Source organism: Oleiphilus sp. HI0043 (genome assembly GCF_001634935.1).
Map to the genome: position 1 here is coordinate 60,835 of NZ_LWEY01001057.1, position 16,675 is coordinate 77,509.

Here is a 16,675-nt window from a genome sequence, read left to right on the forward strand (position 1 = left end):
TAGACTTTAGAAGAGCGTTAGCTTTGGCTATCTAATAGCTCTGAGCCTTTTTTGATTGAACTGGTAGACATGTCTTCGACGCTTAGTCTGCGTTCATCAAGGGGGGCGTATTCTTCGCTATATGACTCGATAGTTTTGTCGTTAAATCGATTAGCAACGATACTAAGTTGCTGGGACTTCCTATCAGTAATCGTTAGATAGCCGCCCAGCGCTTCAATTGCATCGCAGATATCGCTGATAACCTCTTCCCATACATCGTCGTAAGCGACCGATTCATATATATGAGCGACAAGGTCGACAATTTTATTGTTGTAGTTCATTGCTATGCCACGAGACCTATAACTGCTGAGCGATCTAGATTTAAGCGCTTGAGAGATCTTTAAGTTGTAAAGATAGTAACGGAATTCCTGAGTAGATTTCCAGTTTAATAAGCGCTAGTTCACAGAATTGGCATTGAATTAGAAAAAAATTCCTGGGTCGCCATTTGGGCGGAGAATTGTCAAGACCCAGACGGGTTCGATTAAGAATATATTCTACGTATAGTAGTACTTGGCTTGCCTGAGCACTGTTTGCACGGATTAGCAACGGTGTTCTGGGCCAGTCACTAGTTAGGCAAGCCTTTTACTTTTGCGCATCGCATTTACAGCTCTTGTTTGGCCTGAATGTTAAGCTGGCCTTGTGCAAAAGTTTTCTCATTATTATTTAGTGTTTTTTCAAGCGCTAGATTCAGTTTTCGCAAGGACGCGGCCCCATTGTTTCTATTCCGATCAAAAAAACTATCTTGAGATAAGCTTAAGAGAAAAACGCTGTTTTTTATATAATTCTTGTTTTGACGACTGCTTAGGTCGTGTACTCATATATGGTATCGAGTGCTAGGTGGTCTTTTTGGAAGTAGTCATCAAAACACTTTAGTACGAGCGGGCTGCGGAGTTTATCTTCTAGTGCTCGTATCTCATCCATGCTCAACCAATGAGCAGCAATAATATCTTTATCGAGCTTATCGCTCTCTTTTTCAAGTGCTTCGGCGGCAAAGCAAAAGCGGTAATAACATACGCCATTTTGTGGGGCGGTATAGGTATATAAGCCAATAAATCCCGTGAGCTTGACGCGCCAGCCGGTCTCTTCCAACGTTTCTCGAATAGCGGCTTCTTGTATGCTTTCACCTTGCTCTATATGACCGGCAGGTTGGTTGAATACGGTTTTCCCATGAGAGCGTTCTTCAACGAGTAACAGCTTGCCATCTCGCTCGACAAGCGTGGCGACGGTTGCATGGGGTGTCCAGGTCATGATTGTGTTAAATCCTTTATATAGTCGGTGTGCCAGTAAAGCGGATATCTTATCAGTGAGCTGAACATTTCAAAATACTGAGAAAGACTTATTTAGTTGTCTCAAGTTCCTTCTCTTGTATATGGAAAGTAGACTGTGTTTTAGCTTGCAAGATCATCTCGGCGGCCTTTTCTGCCATCGCGATAATGGGGGCGTTCGTATTACCGCTAACCAGAGTCGGCATTGCTGAGCCGTCGATTACTCGCAACTTTTTAATACCATGAACTTTCAGCTCACTGTCTACGACAGCCATAGGGTCATTGCCCATTTTGCAGGTGCCGCTAGGGTGATATACCAAGCCTAGCCGTTCTTTACACTTCTTCAAAAGTGCCTCATCTGATTGGATGTTATTACCTGGGTGCAACTCTTCGCCACGATGCCCATCAAAGGCTGGGCTTGCTAATATTTTCCGAGCAACCCGAATGCCGTTGACTAATACTTTTGCATCCTCAGGGTCGGAGAAAAAGTTGAAGTCGATTTTGATTGGCTCTCTTGGGTCTGCTGATTTTAAGCTGAGTTTGCCTCGGCTTTTAGGGCGAAGGACGCAAACGTGAAGAGAGTAGCCATGGCTAGACAGGAGTTTTAAATCGCGCCCGCAGTCGTCAAAGAGTAAGGGAACAAAGTGCATCTGAATGTCTGGTACCTTTACCTCGGGGCTAGACTTCAAAAAGGCGCCCGCCTGGGTAATTGAGTTCGCCAGATTGCCTTGCTTGTCGCGCAGATATTTAAGAGTGTCGGGTAGCATTTTTAGCAGTCCGCCGGGGCTTGTCGAGAAACCATCCTTCTTTTTGCTTTTCACCAAAACACAGGCATCAACATGTTCCTGCAGGTTCTTTCCGACGCCGGGCAAATCCTGTATCACTTCGATACCATGTTGTTGAAGCTCCTCTTTATCGCCGATACCTGAAAGCATAAGCGTTTGAGGAGAGTTGAAGGCGCCGCCGCACAACAGCACTTCTTTACGTGCATGGACGGTATGCTTTTCACCTTGTTGAGTAAACTCGACCCCTGTTGCGACTTTGTTCTCGATGAGAATTTTATCGACAAAGGCCTCGCATTCAACAAAGAGGTTTTGCCTTGTCATGGCCGGCTTTAAATAGGCGCGTGAAACGCCGCAGCGCTCGCCATCTTTGATGGTAAATTGATAATAGCCCGCGCCTTCAAATTGTGGTCCGTTGAAATCTTCTGTTAGAGGGTATCCTGCTTGCTCACTTGCAGCCAAAAAACACTCGTTAAGCGGGTAAGTGTTTTGCGTGTCAGAGACATAGATAGGGCCTTCTCCACCATGATAGTCACTGGCACCGCGCTCGTTGGTTTCTGATTTTTTGAAGTAGGGCAGCATGTCATCAAAGCTCCAGCCAGGGTTTCCTTGTGCTTCCCAGGTATCGTAGTCTGATTTGTGACCGCGAATATAAACCATGGCATTGACAGCACTGCTGCCGCCGAGAGTTTTTCCGCGAGGACAAAATAGAGGCTGCCCGTTACGTATATCGGCAACCGGCTCAGACTCGTAGCGCCAGTTATATTTCTTACTATACATGAAGTAAGCAAAAGCCCCGGGAACCTTGATCATCGGGCTTTTATCTCGCGGCCCGGCTTCCAGCACAAGCACGGTTTTATCACCTTCTTGGGATAAACGCTGAGCTAATACGCTGCCCGCAGAACCAGCGCCAATGATGACGTAATCGAAAGTCAGTGAGTCCATGTGGTGTGCGCCTCTTATTATTATCAAATAAGCTCATCGTTTTGAGAACAAGCTTATCAATGTGGTCGTGTATTTGTTGAAGATAGTTTGAACGATAGGAAGGGGCTTGAAAAGGGAAATCTCACTTGTGAGCCTTGCTAGTAAGGGGGAGGTTCTTTAACTAGAAGAGGGTTTACAGCCTTAGGCTCTAAACCCAGAGTGGAATAACTGTTCGCAAGATAGTAATTATGCGGCTTGTTGTGGAGAAGGCGCTTCTGGTCTCTCAGGTACCAGTTCTTGGTATAGCTCGTCCAGTGCCTCGTTGAAATTACTTGCCAAAAAGCTGACCTTATCAGCAATCGATTCACAGCTAGTCAGGCTGATTGTTAGTGTATCGACATAGCTGGTGACCACAGCAGTTAGCGCCATGTTATCAACGATCGGTGCAACGCCTTCAAGAGATTTTAGCTCGGCGCCATTCAGAAACAAGGGAACCTTGGGGCCCGGTACATTGGTGATAATCAGGTTGAAAACGGGCTTTAGAATATTGGCTAGACGAAGGCGTGTATAAGCTTTCATGGTTAAGGAAGAAGACCACGAGGGAAGATGCTTCATGATTCGTTCAACCGCGACTTTATAGTTAAACTCTTTGGCTCTAAGGGCATTTTGATGAATCATGCCAAGTCGGGAGCTCGGGCTGTCGAGGTCTGTCGCGAGCGATATGAGCATTGGAGAGATTAGGTTCCCTCCTGAACTTTTTGGGCTTCCTTGTTCGTCCTTTTCTCGTTTTGATACGGGAATCATAGCGACTAAAGATTCTTCAGGAAGCTCATTGCTTGTTTCCAGGTTCTTTCGCAGAGCACCTGAGCAGATTGCTAATACAACATCATTGATTGTGCTGCCCGTGTAGGCCTTTCTAATTTCCTTTACTTTGTAGAGCGGTAGATGGGCGCTTGCAAAGAAATGCTTTTTACTGATTGCTTGATTGAACGGCGTTTCAGGTGCGGTGAAAAAGTGCGGAGGACGCTGTTCCTTATCGAGCATTCTAAGTGCTTGGGAGCTGAAGATAGAGTGACTCAGACGTTTAGCTAGGCCGTAAACCTTAAGTGGGCTGCGATAGGCGTTTTGAATGTGCTTGCTACCAATTTCATAAACGGTGCTCGGCAAGTCTTGGTGTTCGGGTTTCCAATCATCGGTAAGCTCGGCTTGCGGGGCGCTTTTAGGGCTTAGTAAGCCAGCGAGAATATGCTCGGCAGACATACCATCGACTGCGGCATGGTGAAACTTCAGCAGGACAAAAAACTCATCCGGCTTGTTTTCACTTTCCATATACATTATTTCCCACAAAGGCCTGTGATGATTTAGTGCGCGACTAAAGAACTGGTTGATAACCTGCTTTTTGTCATGTTCGTGCAGCTCACCTTTCAAACTTGTGTGGAACAAGTGTTGATCAATATCAAAGCTCTCATCGTCTAACCAGGCTGGTCGATCAAGGTCTAGGATTTGTGTCGCCAGCTTCTTTCTAAAAACAGGCGATATCGACAGATGCGATTGAATATGACTCTTGAACTGCTCGAAGGTCATTGTCTTGTTCTTAGGCTGAGAAAAGGTCAGCGTGCAGCCGATGTGCATGGGTGATCTGGCAGATTCGAGGTGTAAAAATGAAGCATCGAGATTGGATAGTCTGTGCATGGTGCCTCCGGGGTGGCTACACGTTGCTGGATGAGTTAGCTAATTCTTTCATTTGTGCGCACAACTGTAAACTCAAATGTTGATTTTGTTTGATCTGTGTCTATTTGTTTTTTTAAGTGATTGATTTTTTATTGATTGTATTTTTTATATTTCGGTGTTTTGTACGCTGAAATTTCATTTTTGTATTCATATTCTTTGTTCAGCTTTCATTCAGCTTTAGTGTTTTAAGATTATTCCACCTTCTAAAAAGAAAGAGGAATATGAACATGAAACAATTAACCTACTCAAGAAACTACCTACCTCAGCCTACGGTATTGGTGGCGTTTATTATTGTGGCGATGCTATTCAGCTCGCTTAGCTATGCGGGTGGAAGGAGTCACCGTTCAATCGACTTTGCTCGCGTAGTGAAGGTGGAGCCGATTATTAAAACCATTGAAAAAAGAATTCCCGAAGAGGAATGTTGGACTGAACAGGTTCGATATGATGATTATCCTAGAAGTGAGCATTCACATACTAGTACTATTCTTGGCGGTATTATTGGTGGCGCAATTGGTAATGCTGTAGGGCACCGAAGCAAAAACAAGAAGATTGGTACGGCTGTGGGTGCAATATTAGGGGCCTCAGTGGGGAGCGATATCGCCTCGAATGAGCGTCGTCGGTATAAAACAAGGTCACACTACCGTGATGAACAGCGCTGCGAAACCCGGCATCGTATAAGCTATGAAGAGAAGGTGCTCGGCTACCATGTATGGTATCGTTACAAGGGTGAAAGATATAAGACCCGAATGGATCAGAAGCCGGGTAAGAAAATAAAAGTGCGTGTCAGGGTGGAACCTTTTTAGAAGGGAGCTGTGACACCGAAAGAAGCCTCGTTAGTTGGCAACGTTCGCAAAGGTGATTGCTATGAAACTCGTAAAACTTTTTTTGTCCGCCGTGTTGCTGGTGTGCTTATCCGCAAACCTGGTCGCAGAGACAAAGAATGAGAGAATTGGTCGAGATCAAGCAATTGCCCTTGTTCAGGAAAGGTTCGAAGGAAAGGTCCTGAAAGTTCAGCTCAAAGAAACGCCCCGTGGTAGCGTCTATCGGGTTAAGTTTTTAACTAAAGCGGGTCGAGTTAGGGTGTTGCATGTCGATAGCCTGAGTGGTGAGCTGCTCAGTGGCGCCAAGTAAAGAGAGCTAGACGATGAAGCTTCTAGTGATTGAAGATGAAAACAAACTGCGAGAACAGTTGGCAGATGCTTTAAAGCAACAATCTTATTGTCTTGAACTCGCGGCTGATGGTGAAGAAGGTTTATATAAGGGAATGGAGTTCCCGATCGACCTGGCGGTTGTGGACTTAGGTTTGCCAAAAATTGAAGGCGTTGAAGTGATTCGTCGTTGGCGAAAAGCGGGGAGGGACTTCCCTATATTGATACTGACTGCTCGCGGAAATTGGCAAGATAAAGTTGAAGGCCTGGATGCTGGTGCAGATGACTACCTGGTGAAGCCTTTTCATGTCGAAGAGTTATTTGCACGTATTAAAGCCTTGCTCAGACGTTTTGGCGGCCAAGCCTCTTCAGTGCTAAAGTTTGAGACTCTGACAATAGACCTATCGGCCAAGCAAGCCACAGTAAATGATAGCGCGATTGACTTAACTGCTTTTGAGTTCAATATTCTAGAGTACCTTTTGCTAAATTCTGAGCGACCAGTCTCGAAGGCTGAGTTGACCGAGCACCTTTATGAGCAAGACTACGACCGGGATAGCAACGTGATAGAGGTCTTGGTTGGCCGTCTTCGAAAGAAACTTGAAACGGCTTGTAAGCTTTCCTTAATCAAAACTGTGCGAGGGCAGGGTTATCGCTTCCTTCACCCTTCAGAGTAAGTGTTGATGAAGACTTGCTTGATGAAAAACTGGCTGCTGACAAGTATACAAGGGCGCTTGGCGTTGGCTTCAGTCTTATTGCTACCCCTTATTTGTGGTGCCTTGGCTTGGGTGCTTGAGCGCGCTTATTCTGCTAGCTTGCTGGAAGCCCAGCATCAAAAAATGACGACACAGGCTTATGCTTTGATTGCATCGGCCGAACTGGAATCCCAATCGCTTTGGTTGCCTGAACTGGTGACTGATGATCGTTTGAACCAAGCTTTTTCTAATCACTATGCTTTTGCTTTTAATCATCAAGATAACGCTCTCTTGTGGAAGTCTCTCTCCGCTCAAGGACGCTTGGACACGGTTGAGTATGATGTAAGTGAGCTAAGCCTGGGAGACCCAAAATTCCTTCGTTTACCTATTAGTGACGTGCCTTTTTTCCACCTACATTATTTAGTTGAGTGGGAAGATGGTGAGCGTGTTTTACCTTTCCGTTTTGTTGTCTTGGAAACGCAAGATGCTTATCGCCAAGCAATGGAGGAGTACAGAGCCTCGCTTTGGTTTTGGTTGAGTGCGGTAGCGCTGGCACTCATTGCACTTCAGTTCATGATACTGAAGTGGGGGCTTCGCCCTATTGCTGCTTTAAGTCATGACTTGAGTGTGATTCAGAAAGGTGAGTCGGATTCGCTGAAAGGCAATTATCCCTTAGAGCTTCAGGAGATGACGGATAGTATTAATCGTCTTATTTCCCACGAAGCTCATCAGCGAGAACGCTATCGGAATACCTTAGCGGACCTGGCACATAGCATTAAAAACCCTTCTGCCATTATTAGCAGCGCCTTGAATCAGGCGGGAAACTCCCTACCTGATGATATGCGCAATACCTCATGGCTCCAGGATATTGAGGAGCAGAATGAGCGCATCGATAAAATACTTTCCTACCAGCTAACACGCGCCGTTGGGGGTGTGGCAGCCCCGTTTAATAAGGCCGTAGTAGTCAAACCCTTGTGCGATAAAATCTGTGCAGCCATGGGCAAGGTCTATCATGATAAGTCGATGACTTTGGCTTGTGATATCTCCGGCGACGCAGTCTTTAGGGGAGATGAAGGTGACCTGATAGAGCTCTTAGGCAACTTGATCGATAATGCTTTTAAATACGGAAAGGCGCAGGTTAATGTTCATGCAAGGGCCCATGACAATACCTTACGGATCACCATTGAAGATGATGGCCCGGGGATAAGTGAAGCTGAGCAGGCAAAGCTCGTCAGACGAGGCCAGCGCGCGGACACTACGATTCCCGGCCAAGGAATAGGTTTAGCTGTAGTAAATGATATTGTCGAGAGCTACGGCGGGACGCTAAGATTATCTGATTCTGAATTAGGCGGGCTAAGTGTAGAGCTCGCCTTTTCTCAGGGTTTATAGAGCTTTTTTGTGCTAGAAAGGCAAAGGGTATTCCCTAAGTACTTTGAAAATAGCCTTCAGGTCATCTTTGGATAACTCAACTTTAAAGGCTTCGATATCTTCTTCCAGCTGCTGCAAACTGGTGGCGCCAATAATTGTTGATGTGACACCATCGACCTGATTACACCAGGCTAATGCCAATTGTGCCGGCGTGATATCGAGTTGCTTAGCAATCGAGGCATAGGCACTGACAGCCGTCTCGACATTTGGCTTGTCCCGTAAAATACCATTGCGTTGTGGAATGCTCCAGCGACTACCATCAGGCCTTTCTCCATTTAGATATTTACCGCTTAATACGCCGCCACCAAGCGGAGACCAGGGAAGGTAAGCGACATCCTGGTGAACACAGTTTTCAATCAGGTAAGGCCAGTCTTTGGTATGTAGTAGATTAAACTCATTTTGTATTGATACCATCTTGGGAAGCGAGTGCTTTTCAGCTAAACGTAAGTACTCATTGATCCCCCAAGGTGTGTCGTCTGATAAACCGCAATGTCTAATTTTCCCGGCTTTGATGCAGTCATTTAAAGCCTGAAGAATTTCTAGCATTTGATCGGAGTGTGCCTGACGGTCTACATCGGTAAAAGAAATTCGACCAGGGAAATGTTTGGCGAAGTGAGGCGAGGTACGATTGGGCCAATGGAGTTGGTAGAGGTCGATGTAGTCGGTCTTAAGGCGCTTTAAGGATGCGTCTACTGAGGTGATAATCGACTCACCCGTGATGTCACCACCCCCGCGTATCCAAGGTAGGCCATTTCCTGCAATCTTTGAGGCCAGAATAATGTCACCTCGTTTACTCGAATTAGCTGCCAGCCAGTTACCTATCATCTTTTCTGTTTTGCCATAGGTATCGGCTGCAGGTGGCACTGCATACATCTCTGCTGTATCAATGAAGTTCACGCCTTGCGCCAAGGCGAAGTCGATTTGCTCACTGGCATCGCGCTGAGTATTTTGTGTGCCCCAGGTCATCGAGCCCAGGCATACTCGTGAAACATTAATGCCGCTGCTACCAAGTTTTGAATAGTTCATTGATCAAGCCTCTATTTAGTTTCGCTTATAGTAATAGATCTCCTTAGGTGCGGACAGTGTTTTTTCCAGGGGCTTTACCGCATTACTAGAACAGCTCGACCCCACAGCCACCTAAGCCACAGTAGCCGTCGGGATTCTTATCAAGGTATTGCTGGTGATATTCTTCAGCATAGTAAAACTCAGAGGCTTGTTTAATCTCGGTAGTGATTTCGCTAAACCCCCGCGCTGTTAGCGCTACTTGGTATTGTTGTAGGCTTTCATTAGCAAGTTTGCTTTGTTCGTCATTGAAGGTGTAAATGCCTGAACGGTATTGTGTTCCCTGGTCGTTACCTTGGCGCATGCCTTGTGTTGGGTTATGCGCCTCCCAAAATGTTTTTAGTAAGTCTAAGTATGATACTTGGGACGGATCATAAGCGACTAATACCACTTCATTATGGCCTGTCGATCCTGAGCAAACTTCTTGGTAGCTTGGGTTGGGCGTAAAGCCCGCGCTATAGCCTACCGCCGTAGAATAAACTCCTGCCAGTGACCAAAACTTTCGTTCGGCGCCCCAAAAACAGCCCATGCCAAACATTGCTTGTTTAATTCCAGAAGGAAAGGGGGGCAGCATTGAATTGCCAGTGACGGTATGGGTGGCGCTAATGCTAATTGCCTGATCGCGCCCTGGTAAGGCGTTTTCGGGTTTGATCATTTTGGCTTTTTCGGGCTTAAAAAACATAGGGATCTCGTCGCTTGGTGTGAGAAATTTTAAACTGCAGGCTTAGGGTGTCGCTAGTAATTGCTTCGCTTGGCGCACTCTCAACATGACATCATTATGATCCTCTTTCCTGATATGAGCTTGCACTAGCCTGGTTTTGACGATGACCGTTACCTTCTCTGCATCTTCCACAGTTCGGTTATGTGCTTTAAGCACTTTTGCAATCTCCTCGGCACTGGCTCCCTGGTTTTTCTTTAATAGCTGAATAATATCCTTTGCACACTGCTCTGCAGCCGGGTCGGGTTTGCTCATGCTTTTAAAAATTAATACGGCGATTACGATGATAAGAATAATAGGGATATAGGTATTCATTGCTGAGAATCCAGTTGTTTAGTCGGGCTTAGCCAATTGTACCTTATGATTCATTCTTGATGGTTGTTTTTTGAGCTTTGTTGACTACATTTAGAAGGCTTATCTGTTTATAAAAATATCAAAAATGAGAGGATGATATGAGCGAGGAAAGCGTCGATTTTGGTCCGTTGGAAGCGATGATTGGTACCTGGGAAGGTGATAAAGGTTTGGATGTCGCGCCTTTGCCAGGAACTCAAAAAGAAGATAGCCCTTACTTTGAACGTATTGTTGTCGAACGAGTAGGGGATGTTGAAAATGCCAAGCAGCAGACGCTGGCGATTGTTCGCTACCATCAGGTTGTACGGCGTCAAAGCAATGGCGAGATCTTCCATGATGAGCTTGGCTATTGGATGTGGGACGCTGAACAGAAAATTGTTATGCACTCGCTACAAATCCCTAGAGCGGTTGGCCTTCTTGCTGGCGGATCCTATGACTCGAATGCAGGTACACCGGGAAAAATTAAGCTATTCGTACAAGCCAAAGATGGCGATGCTGACTGGGGAATTGTTCAGTCACCGTTTATGCAAAAAAACGCTCGCACGATCGCCTTTCGTCATGAAGTCACCATTGAAGGTGATACCTTAAGCTACTCCGAAACCACAGTGCTGGATATCTACGGCAAGACCTTTGATCACACTGATGCAAATGTTTTGACAAGAAAGACAGGTGCCGAGATAAAGCAGGATAACACTGTAGCCCAGGTTGTTGAGCTTGCTCCTAGCGGCTCTCAAACCTCAGATAACAGTCCGAATATAGCGGGTCGAAAGCCAATCAAAGCCGAATTAAAGTCGGGTGAAAGCTATGCTTGGTGCTCTTGTGGCTTGAGTAAGAATCAGCCATTCTGTGATGGTAGTCACCGCTCCACCTCATTTAAACCCAAGGTATTTAAGGTCGATGAAGATCAGGATGCCTGGTTGTGTATGTGTAAACATAGCAAGAACCCGCCTTATTGTGATGGTAGCCATAAGAACTTACCGAAACCTGGGGCAATTGCTGCGGAAGCCTCCTCTATACCAACGGGTACTGAAGAAGTCGCCGAAGAGCCAAGCTTGGCAGAGGTTAAAGCTTTGGCACAAGACGGTTTAGAGAAAACCGGTGGCCATGGTGAAATGGTAGCGATGGGAGTACCCCGTACGCAACTTCCAGAATGGGATGATATTCAAATCATGACCGCCCAGATGGCAACGAAGCCTTTGTTGGAAGATGAAAAAGTAGGGACGGAGTTGATCATCGGACCGAAAGCCAAAAAGCCTTTGGTATTAGATATCCCACTATTTGTTTCAGATATGAGCTTCGGTGCACTTTCAGAAGAAGCAAAGATCGCACTAGCAAGAGGGGCGGAATTAGCAGGGACGGGTATTTGTTCCGGGGAGGGCGGTATGCTGCCTGAGGAACAGGCCGAGAATAGCCGCTATTTCTATGAATTAGCGTCAGCGCAATTCGGCTTCTCTGAAGATGTTCTACAACAAGTTCAGGCCTTCCACTTTAAGTGTGGGCAAGGCGCGAAAACGGGTACCGGAGGTCATCTTCCAGGAGCCAAAGTGCGTGGAAAGGTTGCTGAGGTAAGAGGTTTGGCTGAAGGTGTGGATGCTATATCGCCTTCTTGTTTTCCTGAGATGAATGGCCCTAAAGATTTTAAACACTTCGCTGATCGCATTCGTGAGGTGTCGGGTGGTATCCCCATTGGCATGAAGTTATCTGCTAATCATATCGAGAGAGACATTGAGTTTGCCTTGCAAGCCAGTGCAGACTATCTGATTCTCGATGGCCGTGGTGGTGGTACTGGTGCAGCACCGAGTTTGTTTAGAGATCATATTTCTGTGCCTACTTTGCCAGCCTTGGCACGCGCTAGGCGCTACCTGGATGACCGTAAACGTCATGATGTCACGCTAATAATTACTGGTGGTTTGCGAGTGCCCTCAGACTTTATCAAAGCAATGTGCCTAGGGGCCGATGGCATTGCGATCTCAAACTCTGCTTTGCAATCTATTGGCTGCGTTGCTGCCAGGATGTGCAATACCAACCTTTGTCCGGCAGGCATTGCGACACAAAAACCTGAACTCAGAGCTAAGCTGGATATTGACACCTCTGCACAGCAGCTTGAACGCTTCTTTAAATCCTCGACACACTTGATGCAAGTGATGGCGAGAGCGTGTGGCCATGACCATTTGAGTAAGTTTACTCTGCAAGATATTGCGACTTGGAAAAAGGAGATTGCCGAATTAACGGGTATACCGTTTAGTGGCATGTAGAGATACCTTTTCCCAACAGTTGAATTAGTAACATGTCACCTTTTTGAGGTGGCTTGTCTTTGACATGTTAGTTTCCAAGAATCTGTGTCAGTGTGGGCTTTAGTTGAAGCTAGTTTTGATCGATAATGCTACAGCCAAGTAAAAACACCTGATAAGTTATCTTTAGCCTCACCCGCGAGTACGGTGCTTTTTAAGTTCTCCGCAGCACTTTCCGGGGTATCTAGGGATAGAGCATACTTGATGCCTTCATCTCCAGCCGGGTCGTGCAGACCGTCGGAGCACAGCATTAGTCTATCGCCCACAGCCAAGTCTAGAAAACCGATATCCAGATCAATGTTCTCATCAACACCTACCGCTCGAGTAATTGCATTGTTTTGAATGTTTTCTGTCGGTAGACCTGATTCTTTATATAAGTTATAGATTGAGTGGTCTGAAGACAATTGAGTTAGTTCACCGCGTCTCCATAAGTAAAGCCTGCTATCCCCAGCCCATAAGAAGGTAGATTTGTTATTCTCAAGCGCCAGAAGTACAACCGTGCTGCCACACGTTAGTTGATTATCCTTTGCATAGCTAAATATCTCGGTGTTTACATTTTGTATAGTTTGTTTAATTGCATCTACTTTGGAGAAAAGGTTTACTGGTAGTTCCTTTTCAGATAGTTGCCTTACAATCTCCTGGCTAGCTTTATCGCCATCAACATGACCGCCCATACCGTCAGCGACAAGCCATAATGAATCAGAATCTTTTACCAGGATTTCATCCTGGTTTTGAGTTCGTTTATTACCTACATCACTGAAACCAAATGATTGAATGTTGAAGGGGATAGCTTGTCCTTTGTTATTATCAGTCATAGTCGAGATATTCAGTTCGCTAGTAACATCTGAACGTTGAAAGTTTGAAAGAATGTCCAGGCCAGAAACCGCATCATCCGATTCTAGCTCGGTTGGCGGAGTGATGATGGCGTTCGGACTTTCATGGTCAGCTGCTATGGTTGTTGGGTAGAAGGTAGTGCACGGCTTCATTTTTGTTATTAACGCATTATCCCTTGCGTAGAAGCCTATTTAAGCATGCTGTAGGACTAATATCTATAGCCTATAATTTAAATTTACTAGGCTATTTAGGTGTGATTCGAATTCGTCGGCTCTGGCTAAGTATAATCGAACGACCCTTAATCGGAATCAAAAAATAGTCACCTGACTTCTTTCTGATTCCGGTTTTTGAACCTACACTGATTAACAGCGTCTAAGGACTTCTATAGCGACTGGAGAGTGTTAGTGAGCCGTGTTAACCCACTTGTTTTTGCAATGATTAGTTTACTTGTTTTCTGTTCGACACCCTTAGCTGCTTTTGAGGTTTTAGTGCTTGATCAGAACGGTAAACCGGTTAAAGACGCTTATGTAGCGATACCCGAAGGAAATATTGAGCAAGCAGAGGAAACGCCGGCCATTATGGATCAGCTTGATATTGCCTTTGTACCTCATGTATTGGCGATAGACCAAGGGCAAGCGGTTGTCTTTCCCAATAGTGATAATATCCGTCACCATGTCTATTCCTTTTCCCAACCCAAAAAGTTTGAAATTAAATTATATCAAGGAGTTCCCGAACAGCCGATTACCTTTAATCAGCCGGGTTTAGTGGCACTAGGTTGCAATATTCATGACTCAATGTTGGGCTATATCTATGTGTCACCATGGCCTAATTATGGTGTGAGCGATGAAAGCGGCAAACTTACCTTTTCTCAGACAGCTGAAGAACTGCTCATTTGGCATCCTCGCTTAGAGGGGAAAGCCGGTTTAGTTAGAAAAGCTATCGATAGTAAGCATGAAACAGTCACGATTACCTTGAAGCTCAAAAAGGAAAAGACGCGACGTCAGTTCAGAGCGTATAGAAGGGATCGCGATGATTATTGACTTGAGCTTGCGAAAAAAAATCCTACTATCCTTTTTAAGTTTAATTATTGTCTCGTCGATTATGACGATTTCGGCAGTGTTATTAGCGACTAACAATAGTGTCGCTGAGCAGGCGAGAGAGAAGCTCGTCGTAGGTCAAAAGGTTTTTGAACAGTTACTGGCGCTGCGAGGTAACCAGTTGTTCGAGTCTGCTGAGGTACTGACCTCAGACTTTGGTTTTAAAGCCGCTGTGCTGGATCAGGACCGTTCAACTATTGGCTCAGTGCTCGACAATCATGGGGCTAGAATAGGCGCTGACTTGATGATGATCGCCTCACTCGAAGGTGACTTGATTGCCAGCACAGGTAAAAGCCAGAACTTCCCCTTTAAGCACTTGTTGTCAGAAGCAGAGGAAAATGGCGGTCTGATGCAAACCGTTGTATTAGATGGCTTACCCTACCAAATTCTGATGTTGCCGGTACTTGCGCCGGTTACGTCTGCCTGGACAGCCGTAGGTTTCCAAATTGACGATAAGCTTGCTCGGCAGTTAAAAGAGCTGACAACGCTGGAGGTGAGCTTTTCGGGTTGGGATAGCAATGAGCGCCGCTTTGAGTTGTCGACTCTGGATGAGCAGACTAACGCAGCAATGAGGGTCTATGAAACTCAGGGTGACTGGTTGCACATGACATACCAGGGAGAGTCTTTTTTAGCGCTGGTGACTTCATTGGTGAAGGCTGATAATTATCAAGTGAATGCGGTATTGAGTACCTCCTTGTCTTTGGCTATTGCCAAATTTTCACCACTAAAAATCCATATACTCATTATTGCATCCGTTGCATTGCTACTATCGGCTTTTATTGCCTTTATTATTGCCCGAAATATTACACGACCGGTTAATACGCTGGTGAGTGCGGCAGAACGAATTAGCCAGGGTGATTATAAGGGAGAAATTGATTTTGATCTTTTTAAGAAGAACGAGATAGGTAAACTCGCTAACAGCTTAAGTCATATGCAGCGGGGCATCGCTGATCGAGAAGACAAAATTCTCTATCAAGTCTTTCACGACACTTTGACGAGTTTGGCTAATCGCGCTTCGATACAAGAGAAGATTGAAACCCTGCTTGAGCAAAGCGATGGTGATTCAGACATATTTGCACTGATGCAGGTGAATGTTCGTCACTTCAAACAAGTGAATACGACCTTTGGTTATCATATCGGCGACCAGCTTCTAATTAGTATTGCCAAGCGCCTTTCTTCGCTGATGGGTGAGGATGATAGTGCTGCAAGGCTGGGGGCGGATGAGTTCTTGTTATTGCTCAAGGCAGATACAGAACCAGAAGTATCTGCACGAGCGAATCGAATTTTAGAAGCGATTATTGAGCCCTATCAAATAAACGAGCTTAAGCTCCCCATTGCATTTACCTCGGGTGTGGTTTTATATCCACAGCATGGTCAACGAACTGATGAATTAATGAGGCGTGTGGACATAGCGCTCAATGAAGCGAATGAGCAGAAGCTTGCTTTGTTGCTTTATCAGCCAGGTAGTGATGAAAAGCATCTTAAGCAAACGCGCCTGGTCAACGATTTGAAAGAGGCGATCGATCAAGATTCCTTATGCATGTTCTATCAGCCAAAGCTGGAGCTTAAGCAAGGCAAAGTCACCCAGGTTGAGGCATTGATTCGTTGGATTCATCCCGAGTTGGGCTTTATCTCACCTGAAGAGTTCATTGGTCTTGCTGAACAGTCTGGCTTGATGCCACCGCTAACGCGTTGGGTGATTGCTAGTGTATTGCGTGAAGCCGCTGCTTGGAGAACTCAAGGGATAGACCTAAAAATGGCAGTCAATCTCTCGGCTTATGATCTGGCCAACGATGACCTACCCGATTATGTGGCGCAAGAGCTTGAGAAAAACGGCCTCTCTACTTCTTCGCTAATTCTTGAAGTCACCGAAAGTGCGATGATTGATAACCCGGTTCAAGCCCTAAAAGTGCTTAATCAATTAAGAGACCAAGGGATTATCTTGGCGATTGATGATTATGGCACAGGCTATTCATCTTTGAGCCAACTTAAAGATTTACCCGTAGACGAGCTAAAGATCGATATGGCCTTTGTTTTGAAACTGGATGAAAGTAAATATGACCAGGCTATTGTCCAGTCAACGATAGACATGGCTCATCAGCTCGGTTTAACTGTCGTTGCTGAAGGGGTTGAAAACAGAGCGTCTTGGGCCTTACTCGAAACATGGGGATGCGATAAGTTACAAGGTTACTATATCTCTCGCCCACAAAACTCGGCAGACTTTGTTACCTGGTTTAAAGGCTATGATGTAAACAGTGAGTACTAGCATTATTTTTTCGATGAACAAGGCTAAACAAAGCATTCAGAATAAAA

Annotated in this window: 15 protein-coding genes; 7 read left to right on the forward strand and 8 right to left on the reverse strand. The window is 45.5% G+C overall.

The genetic code is table 11. The features are described from left to right. Positions 1-17: 17 nt before the first annotated feature. The 4 genes from A3729_RS11460 to A3729_RS11475 form a co-directional block, all read right to left on the reverse strand. Positions 18-320 (reverse strand): hypothetical protein, encoded by a 303-nt coding sequence (locus A3729_RS11460; RefSeq protein WP_068511170.1) that lies wholly within the window; start codon positions 318-320, stop codon positions 18-20. A 520-nt stretch (positions 321-840) separates the two neighbouring features. Further along, positions 841-1,287 (reverse strand): NUDIX hydrolase, encoded by a 447-nt coding sequence (locus A3729_RS11465; protein WP_068513378.1) that lies wholly within the window; start codon positions 1,285-1,287, stop codon positions 841-843. 88 nt (positions 1,288-1,375) lie between these two features. Further along, complete coding sequence (locus tag A3729_RS11470) at positions 1,376-3,031, reverse strand: GMC family oxidoreductase (protein WP_068513375.1); 1,656 nt, start codon at positions 3,029-3,031, stop codon at positions 1,376-1,378. A gap of 225 nt (positions 3,032-3,256) precedes the next feature. Beyond that, the gene (locus A3729_RS11475; protein WP_082880434.1) at positions 3,257-4,702 is read right to left on the reverse strand and encodes a wax ester/triacylglycerol synthase family O-acyltransferase; all 1,446 of its coding nucleotides are present in this window, start codon (positions 4,700-4,702) and stop codon (positions 3,257-3,259) included. A gap of 266 nt (positions 4,703-4,968) precedes the next feature. Here A3729_RS11475 and A3729_RS11480 point away from each other — a divergent pair, with 266 nt between their 5' ends. From A3729_RS11480 to A3729_RS11495, 4 genes are all read left to right on the forward strand, one after another. Next, positions 4,969-5,544 (forward strand): glycine zipper 2TM domain-containing protein, encoded by a 576-nt coding sequence (locus A3729_RS11480; RefSeq protein ID WP_068509409.1) that lies wholly within the window; start codon positions 4,969-4,971, stop codon positions 5,542-5,544. Positions 5,545-5,605: 61 nt separating this feature from the next. Further along, on the forward strand, positions 5,606-5,872 hold the full coding sequence (locus tag A3729_RS11485; RefSeq protein ID WP_068513369.1) for a PepSY domain-containing protein: 267 nt from the start codon (positions 5,606-5,608) through the stop codon (positions 5,870-5,872). Positions 5,873-5,885: 13 nt separating this feature from the next. Next, positions 5,886-6,563 (forward strand): response regulator transcription factor, encoded by a 678-nt coding sequence (locus A3729_RS11490; protein WP_068513365.1) that lies wholly within the window; start codon positions 5,886-5,888, stop codon positions 6,561-6,563. Positions 6,564-6,584: 21 nt separating this feature from the next. Next, positions 6,585-7,970 carry an ATP-binding protein gene (locus tag A3729_RS11495; RefSeq protein WP_197470236.1) on the forward strand — a complete coding sequence of 462 codons (1,386 nt, stop codon included), beginning with the start codon at positions 6,585-6,587 and terminating at the stop codon, positions 7,968-7,970. Between the two features lie 12 nt (positions 7,971-7,982). On the opposite strand, the gene A3729_RS11500 is transcribed toward A3729_RS11495, so the two are convergent. The 3 genes from A3729_RS11500 to A3729_RS11510 form a co-directional block, all read right to left on the reverse strand. Next, positions 7,983-9,035, reverse strand: coding sequence for an aldo/keto reductase (locus A3729_RS11500; RefSeq protein WP_068633853.1), 1,053 nt, complete (start codon positions 9,033-9,035; stop codon positions 7,983-7,985). A gap of 85 nt (positions 9,036-9,120) precedes the next feature. Next, positions 9,121-9,753: a peptide-methionine (S)-S-oxide reductase MsrA gene (gene msrA / locus A3729_RS11505; protein WP_082870215.1), complete on the reverse strand. Its 633-nt coding sequence runs from the start codon at positions 9,751-9,753 to the stop codon at positions 9,121-9,123. A gap of 42 nt (positions 9,754-9,795) precedes the next feature. Continuing rightward, positions 9,796-10,104 (reverse strand): hypothetical protein, encoded by a 309-nt coding sequence (locus A3729_RS11510; RefSeq protein WP_068513352.1) that lies wholly within the window; start codon positions 10,102-10,104, stop codon positions 9,796-9,798. Between the two features lie 137 nt (positions 10,105-10,241). Here A3729_RS11510 and A3729_RS11515 point away from each other — a divergent pair, with 137 nt between their 5' ends. Next, entirely contained in the window at positions 10,242-12,395 is a 2,154-nt protein-coding gene (locus A3729_RS11515; protein ID WP_082880433.1) for a glutamate synthase-related protein, read from the forward strand. Between the two features lie 128 nt (positions 12,396-12,523). On the opposite strand, the gene A3729_RS11520 is transcribed toward A3729_RS11515, so the two are convergent. Next, positions 12,524-13,417, reverse strand: a complete 894-nt coding sequence (locus A3729_RS11520) for a PP2C family serine/threonine-protein phosphatase (protein WP_082880432.1) — start codon at positions 13,415-13,417, stop codon at positions 12,524-12,526. Positions 13,418-13,669: 252 nt separating this feature from the next. Between A3729_RS11520 and A3729_RS11525 the strand changes: the two genes are divergently transcribed. Both A3729_RS11525 and A3729_RS11530 read left to right on the forward strand, forming a co-directional pair. Continuing rightward, the gene (locus A3729_RS11525) at positions 13,670-14,305 is read left to right on the forward strand and encodes a methylamine utilization protein (protein WP_082882087.1); all 636 of its coding nucleotides are present in this window, start codon (positions 13,670-13,672) and stop codon (positions 14,303-14,305) included. Further along, a complete protein-coding gene (locus A3729_RS11530; protein ID WP_068633857.1) occupies positions 14,295-16,628 on the forward strand; it encodes an EAL domain-containing protein in 2,334 nt (777 codons plus the stop codon). The genes A3729_RS11525 and A3729_RS11530 overlap by 11 nt, the downstream gene beginning before the upstream one ends. Positions 16,629-16,675: the final 47 nt, after the last annotated feature.

Excerpts from the sequence above, each read along its gene's own strand:
- A3729_RS11460 (WP_068511170.1), bottom strand. The coding sequence starts at position 320 with ATGAACTACAACAATAAAATTGTCGACCTTGTCGCTCATATATATGAA.
- A3729_RS11465 (WP_068513378.1), bottom strand. The coding sequence starts at position 1,287 with ATGACCTGGACACCCCATGCAACCGTCGCCACGCTTGTCGAGCGAGAT.
- A3729_RS11470 (WP_068513375.1), bottom strand. The coding sequence starts at position 3,031 with ATGGACTCACTGACTTTCGATTACGTCATCATTGGCGCTGGTTCTGCG.
- A3729_RS11475 (WP_082880434.1), bottom strand. The coding sequence starts at position 4,702 with ATGCACAGACTATCCAATCTCGATGCTTCATTTTTACACCTCGAATCT.
- A3729_RS11480 (WP_068509409.1), top strand. The coding sequence starts at position 4,969 with ATGAAACAATTAACCTACTCAAGAAACTACCTACCTCAGCCTACGGTA.
- A3729_RS11485 (WP_068513369.1), top strand. The coding sequence starts at position 5,606 with ATGAAACTCGTAAAACTTTTTTTGTCCGCCGTGTTGCTGGTGTGCTTA.
- A3729_RS11490 (WP_068513365.1), top strand. The coding sequence starts at position 5,886 with ATGAAGCTTCTAGTGATTGAAGATGAAAACAAACTGCGAGAACAGTTG.
- A3729_RS11495 (WP_197470236.1), top strand. The coding sequence starts at position 6,585 with ATGAAAAACTGGCTGCTGACAAGTATACAAGGGCGCTTGGCGTTGGCT.
- A3729_RS11500 (WP_068633853.1), bottom strand. The coding sequence starts at position 9,035 with ATGAACTATTCAAAACTTGGTAGCAGCGGCATTAATGTTTCACGAGTA.
- msrA (WP_082870215.1), bottom strand. The coding sequence starts at position 9,753 with ATGTTTTTTAAGCCCGAAAAAGCCAAAATGATCAAACCCGAAAACGCC.
- A3729_RS11510 (WP_068513352.1), bottom strand. The coding sequence starts at position 10,104 with ATGAATACCTATATCCCTATTATTCTTATCATCGTAATCGCCGTATTA.
- A3729_RS11515 (WP_082880433.1), top strand. The coding sequence starts at position 10,242 with ATGAGCGAGGAAAGCGTCGATTTTGGTCCGTTGGAAGCGATGATTGGT.
- A3729_RS11520 (WP_082880432.1), bottom strand. The coding sequence starts at position 13,417 with ATGAAGCCGTGCACTACCTTCTACCCAACAACCATAGCAGCTGACCAT.
- A3729_RS11530 (WP_068633857.1), top strand. The coding sequence starts at position 14,295 with ATGATTATTGACTTGAGCTTGCGAAAAAAAATCCTACTATCCTTTTTA.